This window comes from Mesorhizobium sp. B2-4-1, assembly GCF_006442185.1.
Classification (GTDB): domain Bacteria; phylum Pseudomonadota; class Alphaproteobacteria; order Rhizobiales; family Rhizobiaceae; genus Mesorhizobium.
In genome coordinates this window covers 98,884-116,703 of record NZ_VFVN01000003.1, presented here as the reverse complement: position 1 = coordinate 116,703, position 17,820 = coordinate 98,884, and the positions used below count along the sequence as shown (strand labels likewise).

The 17,820-nt window shown below is 63.3% G+C and carries 18 protein-coding genes; 5 read left to right on the top strand and 13 right to left on the bottom strand.

Annotation, left to right across the window (positions count from 1 at the left end; all coding sequences use genetic code 11):
- Positions 1–11 precede the first annotated feature (11 nt).
- Together FJ949_RS08895 and FJ949_RS08890 are read right to left on the bottom strand one after the other, a co-directional pair.
- A complete protein-coding gene (locus FJ949_RS08895) occupies positions 12–1,220 on the bottom strand; it encodes an MFS transporter (protein WP_140495262.1) in 1,209 nt (402 codons plus the stop codon).
- Between the two features lie 197 nt (positions 1,221–1,417).
- Complete coding sequence (locus tag FJ949_RS08890) at positions 1,418–1,822, bottom strand: SH3 domain-containing protein (protein WP_140495260.1); 405 nt, start codon at positions 1,820–1,822, stop codon at positions 1,418–1,420.
- A 237-nt stretch (positions 1,823–2,059) separates the two neighbouring features.
- Here FJ949_RS08890 and FJ949_RS08885 point away from each other — a divergent pair, with 237 nt between their 5' ends.
- On the top strand, positions 2,060–2,635 hold the full coding sequence (locus tag FJ949_RS08885; protein WP_140495258.1) for a TMEM175 family protein: 576 nt from the start codon (positions 2,060–2,062) through the stop codon (positions 2,633–2,635).
- Positions 2,636–2,639: 4 nt separating this feature from the next.
- Here the strand turns inward: FJ949_RS08885 and FJ949_RS08880 are convergent, their stop codons facing one another.
- Complete coding sequence (locus tag FJ949_RS08880) at positions 2,640–2,921, bottom strand: hypothetical protein (RefSeq protein ID WP_140495255.1); 282 nt, start codon at positions 2,919–2,921, stop codon at positions 2,640–2,642.
- 158 nt (positions 2,922–3,079) lie between these two features.
- On the opposite strand from FJ949_RS08880, the gene FJ949_RS08875 reads away from it, so the two are divergent.
- On the top strand, positions 3,080–3,946 hold the full coding sequence (locus tag FJ949_RS08875) for an SDR family NAD(P)-dependent oxidoreductase (RefSeq protein ID WP_140495253.1): 867 nt from the start codon (positions 3,080–3,082) through the stop codon (positions 3,944–3,946).
- A gap of 79 nt (positions 3,947–4,025) precedes the next feature.
- Here FJ949_RS08875 and FJ949_RS08870 read toward each other — a convergent pair whose 3' ends face one another.
- From FJ949_RS08870 to FJ949_RS08860, 3 genes are all read right to left on the bottom strand, one after another.
- Positions 4,026–4,466, bottom strand: a complete 441-nt coding sequence (locus FJ949_RS08870; protein WP_181165307.1) for a low affinity iron permease family protein — start codon at positions 4,464–4,466, stop codon at positions 4,026–4,028.
- 333 nt (positions 4,467–4,799) lie between these two features.
- A complete protein-coding gene (locus FJ949_RS08865) occupies positions 4,800–5,441 on the bottom strand; it encodes a DapH/DapD/GlmU-related protein (RefSeq protein WP_140495251.1) in 642 nt (213 codons plus the stop codon).
- Positions 5,442–5,520: 79 nt separating this feature from the next.
- The gene (locus tag FJ949_RS08860) at positions 5,521–6,024 is read right to left on the bottom strand and encodes a CreA family protein (protein ID WP_140630936.1); all 504 of its coding nucleotides are present in this window, start codon (positions 6,022–6,024) and stop codon (positions 5,521–5,523) included.
- Between the two features lie 220 nt (positions 6,025–6,244).
- Between FJ949_RS08860 and FJ949_RS08855 the strand changes: the two genes are divergently transcribed.
- The 3 genes from FJ949_RS08855 to FJ949_RS08845 all read left to right on the top strand — a co-directional run bounded on the left by FJ949_RS08855 (position 6,245) and on the right by FJ949_RS08845 (position 9,636).
- On the top strand, positions 6,245–6,823 hold the full coding sequence (locus FJ949_RS08855; protein WP_140495247.1) for an SCO family protein: 579 nt from the start codon (positions 6,245–6,247) through the stop codon (positions 6,821–6,823).
- Positions 6,824–6,832: 9 nt separating this feature from the next.
- Positions 6,833–7,705: a 50S ribosomal protein L11 methyltransferase gene (locus FJ949_RS08850; protein WP_140495246.1), complete on the top strand. Its 873-nt coding sequence runs from the start codon at positions 6,833–6,835 to the stop codon at positions 7,703–7,705.
- Between the two features lie 86 nt (positions 7,706–7,791).
- Positions 7,792–9,636 carry an aminopeptidase P family protein gene (locus tag FJ949_RS08845; protein WP_140495244.1) on the top strand — a complete coding sequence of 615 codons (1,845 nt, stop codon included), beginning with the start codon at positions 7,792–7,794 and terminating at the stop codon, positions 9,634–9,636.
- A gap of 46 nt (positions 9,637–9,682) precedes the next feature.
- Here FJ949_RS08845 and FJ949_RS08840 read toward each other — a convergent pair whose 3' ends face one another.
- The 7 genes from FJ949_RS08840 to lpxC all read right to left on the bottom strand — a co-directional run bounded on the left by FJ949_RS08840 (position 9,683) and on the right by lpxC (position 17,686).
- Positions 9,683–9,979 (bottom strand): AzlD family protein, encoded by a 297-nt coding sequence (locus tag FJ949_RS08840; RefSeq protein ID WP_140495242.1) that lies wholly within the window; start codon positions 9,977–9,979, stop codon positions 9,683–9,685.
- Entirely contained in the window at positions 9,976–10,704 is a 729-nt protein-coding gene (locus FJ949_RS08835) for an AzlC family ABC transporter permease (protein ID WP_140495239.1), read from the bottom strand. Before FJ949_RS08835 ends, FJ949_RS08840 begins: the two co-directional genes overlap by 4 nt.
- 104 nt (positions 10,705–10,808) lie before the next feature.
- Positions 10,809–11,501 (bottom strand): TIGR02453 family protein, encoded by a 693-nt coding sequence (locus FJ949_RS08830; RefSeq protein ID WP_140495860.1) that lies wholly within the window; start codon positions 11,499–11,501, stop codon positions 10,809–10,811.
- Complete coding sequence (ligA, locus tag FJ949_RS08825; protein ID WP_140495237.1) at positions 11,501–13,705, bottom strand: NAD-dependent DNA ligase LigA; 2,205 nt, start codon at positions 13,703–13,705, stop codon at positions 11,501–11,503. Before ligA ends, FJ949_RS08830 begins: the two co-directional genes overlap by 1 nt.
- Positions 13,706–13,916: 211 nt before the next feature.
- Positions 13,917–15,590, bottom strand: a complete 1,674-nt coding sequence (recN, locus tag FJ949_RS08820; protein ID WP_140495235.1) for a DNA repair protein RecN — start codon at positions 15,588–15,590, stop codon at positions 13,917–13,919.
- Positions 15,591–15,603: 13 nt separating this feature from the next.
- Positions 15,604–16,473, bottom strand: coding sequence for an outer membrane protein assembly factor BamD (locus tag FJ949_RS08815; protein ID WP_140495233.1), 870 nt, complete (start codon positions 16,471–16,473; stop codon positions 15,604–15,606).
- Between the two features lie 262 nt (positions 16,474–16,735).
- The gene (gene lpxC / locus FJ949_RS08810) at positions 16,736–17,686 is read right to left on the bottom strand and encodes a UDP-3-O-acyl-N-acetylglucosamine deacetylase (RefSeq protein ID WP_140495231.1); all 951 of its coding nucleotides are present in this window, start codon (positions 17,684–17,686) and stop codon (positions 16,736–16,738) included.
- Positions 17,687–17,820 lie beyond the last annotated feature (134 nt).

Below are 17,820 nucleotides of genomic sequence, written 5' to 3'. Positions count from 1 at the left end.
GCTGGCCGCTCTCAAGGCCTGTTTTTCAACCCAAAGCCCAGCGCGACCAGCGCAAACACGATGATCATCGCGGCGAACGCCAGGCTGGCCGCGATGGGGCTGGCATAGGTCGAGATGATGCCGATGCCGATGACGGGCAAGGCATTGCCGATAAAGCAGCAGATGAAGAAGCTGGATACCACTTCGGCGCGGCGATCCTCCGGTGCGATCTCGTTCACCACCTGCAGGCTGCCACGATAGCCGAGTGCGGCCGTCACGCCGCAGCAGGCGGTGGCGGCGATCATCAGCGCCATCGACGCCAGCATCTGCGCCGCCACCACCATGAGGATGCTGGGAATCATCAACGCCAGCGCGGTCAGCATGGCCTTGCCGCTCTGCATTTGCTTCAGCGCTACGATGCTGAGCGCGGTGACGATCGCCAATTCGAAGAACAGCGCACCGGCGACAGCATGGTTCGTCTCATGCAGTTGCTGCGCCAGGATGCTTGGCGCCACCGCGGCATAGAAGCCGACCAGCGCCATGGCGCCGAAACCGGTCACCGCCGGCGCGACGAAGCGCGCGCGGATTTCATCCGGCACGGCAAAGTGCGGCCGCATGGAAATCTGCCCGAGGCCGCCAGGCTCCGCCACCGTTTCGCGTGTACGCCAGACCAGGATGGAGACGATCACAAGCACCGCCAGATAAACGATGAAGACCAGGCGCAAGGGCCACGGTTCATACTGCGCCAACAGTCCCGAGACGAGTGCGCCGAAACCGAGGCCCAGGAAATTGGTGCTGGTGGCAATGACGCTGGCGCGCGCCTTGTCAGCGCCGGGGAGAAGCTCGGCGATCCATGCCGTTCCGGTCCCCGCGCCGACACCGATGCCAAGCCCGCTCAGGACGCGCGCCACATCGAGCAGAACGACATTGTTGGCGAACAGAAAGACAAGCGCGCTGGCGACGGCGACGATCATGGCCACGAGAGCGGCAGGCCGGCGCCCAACGACATCCGACGCGCCGCCCAACATCAGCAGGGCGCCGAGATTGCCGACGACATAGACCGCGTAGACCAGCGTCAGCGTGATCTGTGAAAAGCCGAATTGCTGCTTGTAGATGATGTACAGCGGCGTCAGCACCGTGCTGCCGGCAAACAGAACGGCGATCATTGTGGCAACCACCGGAATTGCGAGAGCCTCGCCGCCTGCTTCGTTGCGCGTATGCGCCAAGTCACGAATGGCCATGGCCAAACCTCTTCATCAGTTTCAGGGATCGCGACCTTAACGCGCCCTTACTCCCGACGTTCCGGCCGGCCGGCGGGCTCCTGACAGCATGACGGACGTTGTCTGGACCGGGAAACCCGTTGGCTGAACAGGCTCGTGTCGGAGCCGATGGTTCCGATCCGTCACGACATCCTGTCGTGTGACCCCGCTGCAATCCGTTATTTGCAGGAGAAACCTGGTGCGATCTTGCACTTCCCGGGACGCGGTTTGTGCGGTGGGCGATGGTGCGGAGGACGGTGCGGCCGATGCTGCCAGTGCGGCGGACCATGCGGCGGGCGCACGATGATCACCGGCGGGCGAACGACATGGGCCCGCGAGAGATAGCCGGAACTAGCCCAGCCGCTGAAGCCGCCGCCATGGATTCTGCACCAACCCGGTTGGCAGCCGGTGACGTTCACCCTGTAGCCGGCTGGCAGCGTCCCCACCTTGGCATATCCCGACCCGGGCCCGGAGCGCACGTTGAGGTTGGTGGTGGTGTGGGCGCTGTAGGCGAACGCGGCGGCCGACGTGCCGAGGATGGCGGCCAGAATGGTCGCGAGGCAGAGCAGAAATCGAAATCTCATCCGTCACTCCATTCGATCGCTCGGCCGTATGTGGTTCAGCCGAGCCTGTCTTCGATGGAGGACTGTGGCAAGAAAAGTCAACAATTTGCCACAGCAAACCATTGCCGCGAGCCGGCCTGGCGGGAGAGTTTCCCCTGATATAGTTGAGAAATTTCCCGGATGGCGTTTATCGGCCTGACAACATCAGCTAACGATTTAGCATCTTCAACGATCGACACCGGACATAGGGCGCAAATCATGGGCAAAGGCAGGGTCGAGGCATTCACCGACGGCGTCGTGGCCATCATCATCACCATCATGGTGCTTGAACTGAAGGTGCCGCACGGCGAGGATCTCTCGGCCTTGCTGCCGCTATGGCCGATCTTTTTCAGCTACGTGCTGTCCTTCATCAACGTCGGCCTTTACTGGAACAATTTGCACAATATGTTCCACACCGTGCAGCGGGTCGACGGCCGCGTGTTGTGGGCGAACCTCAATCTCCTGTTCTGGCTGTCGCTGATGCCGGTGACGACGGCCTTCATGGGCGAAAACCATTTCGCGCCGGTGCCGGTCGCCGTCTACGGCGCCGATCTTGCGCTGTGCGCCATCGCCTACTTCATTCTCGTCGTGACGCTTCACCGATTGCACGGCAACGATACGGCCTTTGCCAGGGCGATCGGCAACGACCGCAAGGGCAAGATCTCGCTTGTCGCCTATCTCTGCGCCATCCCGCTGACCTTCATCAGCCAGTGGATCGGCGTCGCGATCTATGTACTGGTTGCCCTGGTCTGGCTTGTGCCGGACCGGCGTTTCGCACGCGTGATCGAAAAATAGGGATCTATTCGCGCATCGCTTTCAGCTTCTCGGCCACCGACGCGGCAAGATCGGCGTAGCGCTCTTCCAGCCGTTCCGCCGCCTTGATGACCGCAAAGTCATGGCCGAACTTTTCCAGCGCCATGCGCAGCTTCTCGACGAAATCCGCCTGTTTTTCCAAGGCGGAAAACAGCGTCTTCACCTGTGCTTCGTTGATCTCGGGGTTTGCCAGCATCTGCGGCACTTCGCGGCTCATCTGATCGCCAATGGTGGTCTGCTGCTTCAGGATTTCGATCCAGTCCGTCAATCGGGAAATCTCCTTTTTGCGAGGCACCATGCGCAGTCTCGGCTGGACCGGTCAACCCGGCCCAGCAGGCTGCTGAAGCGCAGCCAGGCGCGTGGAGGCTTGCGCCAGCCCGCTCCGGCGCTAAGTTCGGCGCCATCGCAAGAAGGAATCCGCCGCCCATGCTGACCGACGCAGAACTCCAGACCGCTTTGCCCGCGCTTGGTTCGGGCAATGCCGCCGTCATTACCGGTGCTGTCAGCGGCATTGGTCTTGCGGCCGCGAAGCGGCTGGCTCTCATGGGCATGAAGATCGTGCTCGCCGATATCGCCGGCCCGCGTCTTGAGGATGCGGCCCGTGTTGTTTCCGCGATCGCCGGCGACGATGCCGTGCTGGCCGTCGCCGCCGACGTTTCGACGGCGCATGACGTGGATCGTCTCGCCGAAAGAGCCTTTGGCGCCTTCGGCAATGTGTCGCTGCTGATGAACAATGCTGGTGTCGGCAACAACCCGGGCAAGCCGTGGGAGAACCGCGACGCTTGGAAGCAGCTGCTGGACATCAATTTCTGGGGTGTCGTGCATGGCGTCGAAGCCTTCGTGCCCCGCATGCTGGGAGCCCGCCAGCCGGGTCTGATCGTCAACACCGGCTCCAAGCAAGGCATCACCACGCCGCCTGGAAACCTTGCCTACAACGTCTCCAAGGCCGGCGTGAAGACCTTTACCGAGGGACTGGCGCATGCCCTGCGCAACGAACCGGGTGCCCATCTGTCGGCGCATCTGCTGATCCCGGGCTTCACCTATACCGGCCTGACCGAGGGTGCGACCGAGAAGCCGGCCGGCGCCTGGACCGGCGAACAGGTCATTGATTTCATGCTGGAATCCCTGACAAAGCGCGACTTCTACATCCTGTGCCCTGACAACGAGGTGACGCGTCCGCTGGATGAGAAACGCATGGCCTGGGCGATCGGCGACATCATCGAAAACCGCCCTGCTCTGTCGCGCTGGCACCCCGACCACAAGGATGCCTTCGCGGCATTCATGAAGCAATGAGCATGTCCGAAAAATGAGAGCCGGTGTTCGGATCGGGTCGCATTCGAGCAACGACGGAACCCTTGGGGGTTAACCGGTTTCAGCCGGTGCTTCGAGCCACCTGCTTTTTCGGTTTGCTCTTTGACGCCACGGCTTTCTTGGCAGCTACGGCCGCGATTTTCTCGTCATGCCGCTTCGCTGCCCGCTCGCATTTGGCACGGATCTCCTGGACCTCGGCTTCGGTCAGATGCTCGATACCGATGAAGGTGTTCTTGGCTTCGCTGACCCGGATCAACTCGTCCAGTTTGGCCTGGATTGCCGCGCCGTCTCGATTCTGGGTGTTTTGGATGAGAAACACCATCAGGAAGGTGATGATCGTCGTCCCGGTGTTGATCACCAGTTGCCAAGTGTCCGAGAAGGCGAAGAGTGGGCCGCTTACTGCCCAGATGATGACGATCAGGCAGCAGAGTGCGAATGTCGGCGACAGCCCCGCAAGGTGGGCTACCCGGTTGGCGATTTTGGTGAAGAGCTTCTCGATCATGGGGTCCCTCAAACAGCGCCGCGCCGTGCGGTACGCCGGAAGGAACAACCGGCGGCCATATCGGGTTCCCATCGGAAAGAAATACAACCGCCGCAATCGAATGCACGCATCAAGGGAATCGGAAGGACAACACACTTTATCGGTTTGGTGTCACAGTAACGGTGCAGGCAAAACAGGCCTGTTCCTTCCGCTTCACAGCGGTTTACCTCCAGCCCCTTCCGTTGCGCCACCCCCGCATGACGGAAGGGGTTCAGTCCGGAGCGCTCGCATAGTGGTTCCCTGAAGCGCGCCTTTGGCGCAAATGCGCGTGCTCTTCAGCCGCGCCGGCGTCACTCACGCGGCGTGATTTTCCCAGCGGTCCAGGAAGGTCTCGATGGTCATGGCCTGCATGTCGGGAACGGCGCTGGCGAGCTTTTCGACCGGCCAGTCCCACCAGGCGAGAGCCTCGATCCGCGCCGCGATATCGGCTGCGAAGCGCGGCCGAAGCGGCTTGGCCGGCACCCCGGCGACGATCGTATAGGGCGGCACGTCATGCGTGACGACGGCATTGGCGCCGACGACGGCGCCATTGCCGATGGTGAGGCCGGGCATGATCACGGCCCCGTGGCCGATCCACACGTCATGGCCGATGCTCACCGCCTTCGCCTGGCGCCGTTCGCGGAAGACGGCATCGACGCCCAGCCAGCGGAAATATTCGTTGGGCCGGTAGCTGACCTTGTGCTGGGTCAGTCGCTCGATCGGATGATCCAGCGCATTGATGCGGCTGTTGGCGGCAATCGAGCAGAATTTGCCGACGTTCGTGTAGATCGCCTCGGCGTGCCGCTCGAAATAGGAAAAATCGCCGACGCTCACTTCGCGCAGCACCACCCGCTCGCCGATCGAGGCGTAGCGACCGAGCTTGCATGCTTTCAGCTCCGCCGTCGGATGGATACGCGGCTCAGGATCTTTCAGCACGAGATTTTCGGAACGGTCCATGCGGGCGGCTTTACGTCAGGGCAATAGCTCCCGCAAGCCGGGAGCAATTGTCGGTCAGGTCAATTGCACGAAAGAACATCTATTTCGGCTTGCCCTTCGTCCACACCACGTTCTGGCCGTAGAGCGGCACGGTGGTGACCGACATCTTGGCCGAGCCGTTCTGCACCTGGCGCGAATGCGAGAGGTAGATCAGCGTCTCGTTGGCCTTGTCGTAGATGCGGTTCACCACCTGCTTCTTCCAGATCAGGCTGATGCCTTGCTTGAACACCTCCTCGCCGCCTTCGCTCATGTCGATGTCGCCGATGGTGATCGGACCGGTCTGGCGGCACGAAATCGAGGAATCGGAAGGATCTTCGAACCAGTTGCCCTTGTGCAGGCGGTCGATGATGCCGCGGTCGAAATAGGACACGTGGCAGGTGACGCCGTCCACCTTCGGGTCCTTGATCGCTTCGACGATGATGTCGTTGCCGAGCCAGTCGACGCCGACCTTGCCGACTTCATCGGCGACTGCGGCACCGGCGCCAAGGACAAGGCACGCGGCCAGAGCGCCGCCGATCAGATTTCGCCCAATCAGTCGTTGCAAGATAGCCTCCGAGGTTCAAGTTTGCCGGTCTTAGGTGGGGCGAAGGACATCGCATTGCAAGCCGCCGGCCCCGATCAAAACGCCGGGATAGGTCACGGCCGGTTGCGTCAACGCGGCACCTTTGCGTGTACCCGGTCGAACCGCTAAGACTGTTCGCCGAACCAAGGGCTGCCTGGCCATGGCCGGCATGCCGATGAAATTACAAGACGGAATCCTACTGATGATGCGCTCAATACTGGTCGGCATTCTCGTCCTGATGGCGGCCGGCATAGGCTGGCTGACCTTCGACTGGTATCGCGGCCACTATGGCGGCGAGCCTTTCGGTGCCGCCTTTACGCTGGTCGACCAGAAAGGCGCGCCGATCACCGAAGCCGCCTTCCGGGGCCACCCCAGCGTCGTCTTCTTCGGCTTCACCCATTGCCCAGAGGTCTGCCCGACCACGCTGTTCGAACTGTCCGGCTGGCTGAAGACGCTTGGTGACGATGGCAAGAACCTGCATGCCTACTTCGTCTCGGTCGATCCGGAGCGCGACACCCCCGCGGTCATGAACGCCTATGTCAGCAATTTCTCTGACCGCATCACCGGCATATCGGGCGACCCGGACAAAGTCCACGCCATGGCGAAGTCCTTCGGCATCTACTGGAAGAAGGTCGACACCGGCGACGGCGACTACACGATGGACCATACCGCCTCGGTGCTGCTGCTCAACGGCAAGGGCGATTTCGCCGGCACGATCGCCTATGGCGAAAGCGCCGACACCGCGGTGGAAAAGCTCAAACGCCTCGCGGCCAAGGGCTGATGCGAATCCATGACCCAGACGCGGCTCCATTTCACCGCCGGCAAGATCGAATCCACCAGAATTTTCGCCGCCCTCGATGCCGCCTTTGAGGACGAAGGCTTGCCGATAGCCGTGCTGGAGGTCGATGAGGACGCGGACGTTCATGAAGTCTCTCTCTATGCCGACGGCGATGTCGATGCGGTCGAGGCGCGGGTGAAGGACATTCTGGCAGGGCTAGCCCTGTCCAGGCCGGTCGAGCGCGAGACCTTGCCCGATATCGACTGGGTGGCGCGCTCGCTGGAAGGGCTGAAACCGGTGCGTGCCGGCCGTTTCTTCGTGCATGGCGCGCATGATCGCCGTAAACGCCACAGTGGCGAGCTTGCCATCGAGATCGAAGCGGGGCTGGCCTTCGGCACCGGCCACCACGGCACCACCGCCGGATGCCTGGAAATGCTGGAAAAGGTGACGCGGCGCGAGCGGCCGCGCAACGCGCTCGATCTCGGCACCGGCAGCGCGGTGCTGGCCATCGCTGTGGCCAAGCTCTTCCATATTCCCGTGCTGGCGACCGACATCGATCCGGTGGCGGTAAGCGTTGCCGCCGCCAATGCGCGGCTCAACCACGTCAAGGCGCTGGTGGAAACAGTGACCGCACCCGGATTCCACCATCCGATCTTTGCCAGGCGTGCGCCTTTCGACCTGATCATCGCCAACATATTGGCGCGGCCGCTGATGCGGCTTGCTCCGGAAATGGCGCGACACATCAGCCTCGGCGGCTCGCTGGTGCTGTCAGGCATCCTCGACCGGCAGCGCGATGCGGTGATCTCCGCCTATGTCGGCCAGAGCTTTCGCCATGTCAGAACGCTGCACCGCGAAGGCTGGGTGACGATCCATCTCAAACGGTGACGCAGCCCCGTCTGGCCCTGCTGAAATCGATTCCGGTTTCCAGCTCCATGCGCTACGGTCGGGCACTATCCGAGGGAGACGCCACCATGTTCCAGACCTTTGATTCCGCTGGCAATCCGGCCGTCGGCAGACCGCGCGTGGCGCTGCTGCGCCAATGGCTGGCGGAAAACGGCCTGGATGGATTTGTCGTTCCCCGCGCCGACGAGCATCAGGGCGAATATGTCGCCGACCGCTCGGCGCGGCTAAAATGGCTGACCGGCTTCAGCGGCTCCGCCGGCGTTGCCATCATCCTGCGCGACCGCGCCTTCATCTTCGTCGACGGACGCTACACGCTGCAGGTGCGCGGCGAGGTTGATCTCGGTATCTTCTCGATCGAGAGCCTGGTCGACAATCCGCCTGCAAATTGGCTCAAGGATAACCTCGGCAAGGGCGCGCGGCTCGGCTTCGACCCCTGGCTGCACACGATCGGCGAGGTCAAGGCGCTGCGGGCCTCGGCCGAAAAGACCGGCGCCGTGCTGGTGCCGCTCGAGGCGAACCCGATCGACATAATCTGGAAGGATCAGCCGGATGCACCGGTCGCTCCTGTCGAACTCCATCCCATCGGTTTTGCCGGCGAGCTCGCCAAGGACAAGCTGGCGCGGCTGGCGGCGGCGATCGGCCAGGAGGGCGCCACCCATGCGGTGCTGACGGATCCCTCCTCGATCGCCTGGGCCTTCAACATCCGTGGCGGCGACGTACCGCACACGCCGCTGGCGCTCGGCTTTGCTGTCCTCGCTGCCGACGGACGGCACCGGCTATTCATGGACAGCCGAAAATTCTCGCGCCAGGTTGCGGCGTATCTCACCCAGCTTGCCGAGCCCCATGAGCCCGGTGAATTCGAGGCAGCGGTCGTGGCGCTGGCCAAGAGCGGCGCGAAAATCGCGCTAGACCCCGTTTTGGCCGCCGACAGGCTGCGCATGCTGGTCGAGGACAATGGCGGCGAGGTGATTGCCGCTCCCGACCCGGCCCGCATCCCGCGCGCCACCAAGAACCAGGCCGAGATCAACGGCTCGCGCGCCGCGCATCGGCGCGATGGCGCGGCGGTGGCGAAGCTTTTGTGCTGGCTCGACCGCCAGAAGCCCGGCTCGCTCGACGAGATCGCGGTCGTCACCCGGCTGGAAGAGACGCGCCGGCAGACCGGCGAGGAAACGCAAATGCCGCTGCGCGACGTCTCCTTCGACACCATTTCGGGCGCCGGCCCGAATGGCGCCATCATGCACTACCGCGTCTCACGCGCCACCAGCCGCAAGCTCCAGGCCGGCGAGCTGTTCCTGCTCGATTCCGGCGCCCAATATCAGGACGGCACCACCGACATCACCCGCACCGTGCCGATCGGCCAGCCGACCGAGGAAATGCGCGAACGCTTCACGCTCGTGCTGAAAGGCATGATCGGCATTTCCACGCTGCGTTTCCCCGCCGGCACGCGCGGCTCGGAAATCGACGCCGTCGCCCGCATGGCGCTGTGGAAGCACGGCTGCGACTTCGCCCACGGCACCGGCCATGGCGTCGGCTCTTATCTGGCGGTGCACGAAGGCCCGCAACGCATCGCCCGCACGGGCACCGAAAAGCTGCTCGAAGGCATGATGCTGTCCAACGAGCCGGGCTATTACAAGGAAGGTTCTTACGGCATCCGCATCGAGAACCTCATCCTGGTGACGCCGGCCGAGCAGATCGACGGCGGCGACATCGCCATGCACGGTTTCGAGACGCTGACCCTGGCGCCGATCGACGTCAGGCTGGTGCGCTCGGATTTGTTGACCCGCGACGAGCTGCATTGGCTCGACACCTACCACGCCCGCGTGCTGGCCGAGATCGGGCCGATGCTCGACGGCGAGACGCTGGCCTGGCTGGAAAAGGCAACGGCGCCGTTACCGCATGGCGCTAAGATTTGAGTACGTCTAAGGCGGCGCCAGCGTTCGAACGATCGCGCCCGGAACTCTACCCCACGAACTGCCGCGCCAGGATCAGCATCGCCGCACCAGCCAAAAACATCGCCATCAGCCCGCCGCGCAGCGAAACCACAGCGGTGACAACCAACGCCGCCCATTCCGCCGGTCCGGCATTCAACAGTTCCGGCGCCACCAATGTCGTCAGCACCGCCGCCGGCACCGCGTTGAGGCCGGCCTCGACGCGCGGATGGATATTGTCGAAGCGCGAGATGACCAGATGTCCGCCGATGCGCGTAAGATAAGTGGCGATCGCGCCGGCGATGATGATCCAGAACGTCGTGCTCATGGCCGTGCCTTCACGCCTGAGTGGTGGGGCGGCAGGATGACGGCCAGCAGCATGCCGGCGATGGCGCCGATCGAGACGTGCCAGGGCGAACCTACCGTCTTGTAGGCGACGATCGAGGCGCAAGCACTGGCGACGACCACCGGCAGCCACAACGGCCGCTTGCGGAAGCCCATCACCAGGCCAAGGAAATAGATCGGCAGCAGGAAATCGATGCCCAGCGCATGCGTGTCGGGGATGAGCTTGCCGAACACCGCGCCGAGCGCGCTTTCGATCACCCAGAATACATAGACCGGCAGGCCGAGCCCGAGATACCAGGCGAAGCCGACCGTCTCGCCGGATTGCGCCCTCGCCTCGGCGACGGCGAATTGCGGATCGGTGAGGATGAAGAAGCCGAGCGCTTGGCTGACCACAGGCCAGTGCGCTATGCGCCGGCCGATACCGGCCGAATAGAGCACGTGGCGAAAATTGACGGCGAAGATTGACAGCACGATCAGCCACGGCGCGACATGCTGGCCGAACAGCTCGATGCCGACCATCTGGCTGGCGCCGCCGAAAATCATCGCACTCATCAGGAAGGCTTCGAACACCGAGAAGCCATTGTCGACGGCCAGCGCCCCGAACAGCACCCCGAACGGCGCCGACGCCACAACGACCGGCATGGAAAGCCGCACGCCTTGCCAGAAATCGCTCTTTGCGCCGTTCTCGGAAATTGCATCCGACACCATGGATAACTCCCAGGAGAATGGCCTGATCTAGGTAGCGTGGCCCGCCTTGTCACACGAATTCGGTTGAGCCCAACAATCAGCGGAAATGATTGCCAGGACCAATCCTAGCCCTGCGCCACCTTGCCCTCGATCGCCCTCCCCCAATCGAGCAGCGGCTTGGCGCGCATGGTGAAATCGACCAGCTCGTCGACCAGCGCCGCCGTGTGGATCCCCGCCGGATCGATGACATGCTGGACGTAGAAATGACGGTTGCGGATGGCCTCGGCCAGATCGGAATCACCGACATGCTCGAAGCCCCGCGGCGTGCGCTTCATGCGGCCCTCCGTCTCGAACTCAAGACCATTCTTCTTCAAGGCGGCCACCAGGGCGCGGAACCTGTCGGGCCTTGCCGCGATGGCCTTGCGCATGGCGAGCAACAGTTCCGGGGCGGGCTGCCACCAGGCAATGTCGGCGAAGCAGCGTTCCAGCCCGACGTGGACATAGAACACGCCCTGCTCCATCTTGGTGCCGTCGGGCGACAGGATCGCCGACAGATGCCGGTTGTAAGGCCGCTTGTCCTTGGCGAAGCGCACGTCCCGGTTGATCCGGAACAGTGATTTCTTGCGGTCGCCCTTGAGGCCGAGCCCGGCCTCGCCGAAACGGCGTGTGAGCGTCTCCACCAGATCGCCCAGCGGATCGCGCAATTCCTGTTCGAACAGGTCGCGATTCTCTACGAACCACTCGCGACTCTGGTGGAAATCAAGTGCCTTCAGGAACGGAATAGCCTTCTGGCCGAACCCCTTGAATTCGCCTGACATCATGCCTTGCCGATCCGCTGCAGCCACGCGTCCTCGTCTATGACCTCGATGCCGAGTTCACTGGCAAGCTTGAGTTTCGAGCCGGCGCCGGGCCCCGCCACCACCAGATCGGTCTTGGCCGAAACCGAGCCCGCCACCTTCGCGCCCAGCCGTTCGGCCATCGCCTTGGCTTCGGAACGCGTCATCTTTTCCAGCGAGCCCGTGAACACGACGGTCTTGCCCGCGACCACGCTGTCGGCCGAGACGGTGACGACATACGGCTTCGGCCTGACCTGTTTAAGCAACGCCTCAAGCACGTCGTCATTGCGCTCATTGCCGAAGAAATCGGCCAGCGCGTTGATCACCGTATCGCCGATGCCGTTGATCGACGGGAAGACACTATGCGGATCGTCAGCCGCCGCGGTCTCCTTGCCGACGCGGATCAGTTCCTCGATTGTCGAAAACGTCCGGGCAAGCACGGCCGCCGTCGTTTCGCCGATATGGCGGATCCCAAGCGCAAAGATGAAGCGGTCGAGCTCGGGTTCGCGGCGCGAATCGATCGCCGCAAAGAGCTTGTCCAACCCTTCATAGTTGCGGTCCTCGACGCTGCGCACGTTCTTGCGCGTCTTGCCCGACGCCGCCTCGCGCTGCCTCGCCTGCTCCTCGCGCCGCTCGGCCAGCGCCTTGGTGACGGCGGGACGCCGATCCCTGAGCGTGAAGATGTCGGCGGCCGTCTTGACCAGGCCCGCATTGAAGAACAGGTCGATGTTTTCCGCGCCTAGTCCCTCGATATCCATGGCCCCGCGCGACACGAAGTGGCGCAGCCCTTCCACGGCTTGCGCGGGGCAGATCAGTTCGCCCGTGCAACGCCTGCGGGAATCCTCCTTGCCGGTCTTCTCGTTGATTTCGCGCGTCGCCGGCGAGCCGCAGATCGGGCAAGTATGTGGGAATTCGTAAGGCACGGCATCCGGCGGACGCTTGTCGACGACGACACTGACGATCTGCGGGATGACATCCCCTGCCCGCTGGATCACCACGGTGTCGCCGATGCGCACGTCGATGCCGTCGCGGATCGGCTGGCCGTTGCTGTCGAAACCCTTGATATAGTCTTCGTTGTGCAGCGTGACGTTCTCGACCACGACGCCCCCGACTGTCACGGGCGCAAGCCTCGCTACCGGCGCCAGCGTGCCGGTGCGCCCGACCTGGATATCGATCTTCTGCACGGTCGTCATCGCCTGTTCGGCCGGAAATTTGTGCGCGATGGCCCAGCGCGGTTCGCCGGTGACGAAGCCCCACCGGCGCTGCAACTCCAGTTGGTCGACCTTGTAGACGACGCCGTCGATGTCGTAGCCCAAGGAAGAACGCTGTTCCTCGATGCGGTGATAATGCGCGATCAGCTCGCCGACCGACCTCGCCCGCACCATCAGCGGGCTGACTTTGAAGCCCCATTCCGCGAATTTCTGCACCGAATCGTATTGTGTCGGAGCGGGGTCGGCTGTCGTGTAGCCCCAGGCATAGGCAAGGAATTTGAGGTTCCGGCTGGCGGTGACCGATGGATCCTTCTGGCGCAGCGACCCAGCCGCCGTATTGCGCGGATTGACATAGTCCTGGCCGCCGGCGGCCGCCGAGCGTTGCTTCAGCGCCTCGAATTCCGCATAGGTCATGTAGACCTCGCCGCGTATCTCGATGATTTCGGGCCAGCCCGAGCCTTTCAGCCTGCCGGGAATATCGGCGATGGTCCTCAGATTGGCGGTGATGTCTTCGCCGACAGCGCCATCGCCGCGCGTTGCGCCCTGCACGAACACGCCGTTCTCGTAACGCAGCGAGGCCGACAGGCCGTCGATCTTCGGTTCGGCCGTGAAGGCGATGTCGAGATCCTTGTCGCGGTCGAAGAAGCGCCGGCCGCGTTCGATGAAATCTGCGACGTCCTCGTCGGTATAGGCCTTGGCGAGGCTGAGCATGGGCACGGCATGGCGCACCTTGGCAAAGCCTTCCGCCGGCGCGGCACCGACCCTGCGCGATGGCGAATCCTCGCGCACCAGGGCGGGAAAGCGCTGCTCGATGGCGAAGTTGCGCCGGGTCAGCGCATCATAGGCGGCGTCGGTGATAACAGGCGCGTCCTCGGTATGGTAGCGGCGGTCGTGCTCCGCGATCTCCTGCGCCAGGCGCTTCAGCTCCGCTTCGGCTTCGCTCTCACTGAGTGAATCGACTGGTCTTTCAGACATCGCACGGCTTCCCTGACCAATGCACGCCGCCCAAAATATGGTGCGATTTTGGGGCAACGACATGCACAAAACAATAACCAAGGCGCAGCGCACTTTGGTTGGGCGCCACTATAAATCAGGATTTGGCAGGAGGGAGCCGGCCTGCGAAAAAATCATTCCTGAACAGCAGGATGCAGCCATATCCTGACTCGCCTTCACGGGAAACGAGCTTTCAGGCAGCCGCCGTATTCTCCCGCAGCAATCTCTCGGCGGCCGCGCGCGCTTCGTCGGTGATGGTGGCGCCGGCCAGCATGCGCGCGATCTCTTCCTGGCGCGCCGCCCGGTCCATTTCGGCGATGCCGGTCGCGACCTTGTCGGTGCTGCCGGACTTGGAGATCAGGAAGTGCGTCGCCGCGCGGGCCGCCACCTGCGGCGCATGGGTGACCGAGAGCACCTGCACGCGCCTGGACAATCTTGCCAGCCGCTGGCCGATGGCATCCGCGACGGCGCCGCCCACCCCTGTGTCGATTTCATCGAAGACCAGCGTTGGCGCCGAGCCCCGGTCGGCCAGCGCCACCTTCAGCGCCAGCAGGAAGCGCGAAAGCTCGCCGCCGGAAGCAACCTTCATCATCGGCCCGGGTCGCGTGCCGGGATTGGTGCGCACCCAGAACTCGATCTGGTCGATGCCCTCTTCCATGCGGCTCTCGGCCTCGCTCTTCATCTCGACGATGAAGGCGGCGCGTTCGAGCTTAAGCGCCGGCAGTTCGGCCATCACCGCCTTGGTCAGCCCGACCGCCGCGGCATGGCGAAGCGAGGACAACTGCGCGGCGGCGATATCATAGGCTTCGCGCGCTGCGGCCGCCTGCTTTTCCAGCCCATGAAGGCGCTCCTCGCCGGCATCGAGATCGGCAAGATCGGCAACCATCGTGTCGCGCAATTGCGCCAAATCATCGACGGCAACGCTGTGCTTGCGCGATGCCGCGCGCAGCGAAAACAATCGCTCTTCCGCCTTTTCCAGCCGCTGTGGATCATATTCGGTGGCGCGCAAAGCCGCCTCGACACCCGACTGCGCCGCGTCGAGCGACAGCATCGCCTCATCCAGCGACTTGACCACTTCGTCGAGCAGCCCGGGGGCCTCGCCGGCCTTGCGCTGCAACCGCCTGAGCAGGCTGGCCAGTTGCGGCAAGGGCGAGGATGGACCCGAAAGCACGTCCTGCGCGTCGTGGATTTCGGAGGCGATCTTCTCGGCCCGCATCATGTGGGCGCGCAAGTCGGCAAGCTCAGTCTCCTCACCCGGCTGCGGATCGAGCTTGGTCAGCTCCGTGACCGCTGCGCGCAGGTAGTCCGCTTCGCGCGCCGCCGCCGCCACCTTGGCACGATGGCGCGAGAGCTCCTGCTCGCAGGCGCGCCAGTGCCGCCAGGCCTCGGCCGCCGACCGGACGGCGCCGAGATGGCCGCCGAAGGCGTCGAGCACGTCGCGATGCGCGCCGGGATCGACAAGGGCGCGTTCGTCATGCTGGCCGTGGATCTCGACCAGCGCGCGGCCGACGTCGCGCATCAGCGTCACGCTGGACGGCTGATCGTTGACGAAGACGCGGGTGCGGCCGTCCACAGTCTGCAAGCGGCGCAGGATGATGTCGCCGTCGTCCTCGATGGCATTCTCGGCAAGCAACGCGCGCACCGGATGGTTGCGCGGCACGTCGAACACGGCAATCACCTGGCCCTGTGCCGCGCCGTGGCGCACCAGGGAAGCGTCACCGCGAGCCCCAAGCGCCAAGGACAGAGCGTCGAGCAGGATGGATTTTCCGGCGCCGGTCTCGCCCGTCAGCACCGAGAGACCGGGCTGGAAGTCGATATCCAGCTTCTCGATCAGGACGATATCGCGGATCGACAGCCTGGAAAGCATCGTTACGCCTGCATCAGGCGCCGGTGATCAGTTTCCCGGCCTTGGATATCCACGAGCCGGCATTCTCGCGCGGCGCAAGCCCGTTGCTCTGCAGGAGCTTGTAGGAATCCTTGTACCATGGGCTGTCGGGATAATTGGTGCCGAGAACGGCGGCAGCGGTCTGCGCCTCCGAAGTCAGGCCCATCGCATAATAGCTCTCGGTCAGGCGCGCCAGCGCCTCCTCGACATGCCGGGTGTTGGAATAATTCTCGACCACATTGCGAAAGCGCTTGACCGCGGCGATGTATTCGCGGCGTTCGAGATAATAGCGGCCGATCTGCATCTCCTTGCCGGCGAGTTGGTCGTTGGCGAAGCGGATCTTTTCCTTGGCGTCATCGACATATTCTGAATTAGGCCAGCGCGTCACGAGATCCTGCATGGTCTGCACGGTCTGGCGCGCTTCCTTCTGATCCTGCGTCACGTCCTTGATCTGGCGGTAGTAGCTAAGGCCGATGATGTACTGCGCATAAGCCGCGTCATCCGTTGACGGATACAGCGTCAGATAACGCTTGGCCGACGAGATCGCTTCGTCGTAGCTGCCCTTGCGATAGTCGGCGAACGCGCCCATCACCATCGATTTGCGGGCCCACTCCGAATAAGGATGCTGGCGGTCGACCGCGTCGAACTTCTTGCTCGCCTCGTCGAGGCGTCCGGCATTCAGATTGGCGAGCCCTTGGTTGTAGAGAACGTCGGCCGGCTCGGTCTGATCGACATAGGTCGACAGGTCGATATCTTTTTCCGACGACATGCAAGCAGACAGGAAGAGCGATGGAACAACCACCGAAAGCGCCAGGAAAACGGACCGCTGCGGCGCTTTCAATTGACCGACTCGCTTGAAGAACATGATTGGATTGCGCCCTTTCGGCGTTATTTCAGTGCCTGTTGCATATCGTTTCCCCAAAACTGGTCCCCACTTCCAGGCGACATGCACTATCGACGGCAGCAGCCATAAACCATAACCGCCTTGCCCGGCAACGCTATGTCTAGGCAATCGAACATTTTTGTGGCGGCCGGGCCGCGCCGGAGCATCCCTGCGATTTCGCCGGCAAATGATGCATTCATGCAACACCAGCGAGCTGCGATGGTATCCGGAAAGTGGCGGCGACTCAGATCATCCAGGGCGCATAGAGAGGCGCGTTGACGGCGCTCATCTCGGCCGCACGGCCGCGCTCGCGGCGGGTCGTTTCGACGATCTCGAACGCGGTACGGTCCGACAGCACGCGCCGCAAGGCGGCCGCATTCAGCCTATGGCCGCCACGATAGGAGCGGAAGCAGCCGATGAAGCGGGCCCCGGCCAGTGCCAGGTCGCCCATGGCGTCCAGCGTCTTATGGCGTACGAACTCGTTGGGGTAGCGCAAGCCGCCCATGTTGATGACGCGGTTGTCGTCACCGATGACCAGCGAATTCTCAAGCGAGGATCCCAGCGCATAGCCGGCGGCCCACAGCCGCTCGACGTCCTTCATGAAGCCGAAGGTGCGGGCGCGCGCGATGTCGCGGCGGAAAATGTCCGCATTGATGTCGGACGCGAACAGCTGCCGGCCGATCGCCGGGCTTTCGAAATCGATCTCGACCTCGAAGCGGGTGCCGTCATAGGGCCTGAACTCAGCCCAGGAGGCGCCGTTCTCGATGCGGACCGGCTTGACGATCCGGATGTAGCGCCGCTTGACCGACAGCGTTTCGATGCCGGCCTGGTCTATGGCCTCGACGAACGCCATGGCGCTGCCGTCGAGGATAGGGACCTCATGGCCGTCGATCTCGATGATGACATTGTCGATGCCGAGCCCGAACAGCGCCGCCATGATGTGCTCGACCGTGGCGATGTGCTCGCCAGAGGGGTCACCGAGCATGGTGCACAGATCGGTTGCGCCGATCTCGGAAAACAGGGCGCGGAACTCGCGACCTTGCCCGTTCTCACTAAAAAGCTGGAAAACGATGCCGGTGTCGGCATCTGCCGGGAGAAAGCTGATGGAAACTTCCTTGCCGCTGTGAACGCCGGTGCCCGTAAGCGACGCGCGCGTCTTCACTGTCGTCTGATAGTCGTGCAAGACAATCCCCATAAGCCCGAAATGCCTAGGTCCGCTTCTCCAGCCCGAGGGCGCGGCTCTCTTGTAAAAATCGGCAGGCCAGGTCACTTCCCCCGAAATCCCGGCAAACCGACGACGGTAGGCAATGAAGATAATGTCCCGTCAGG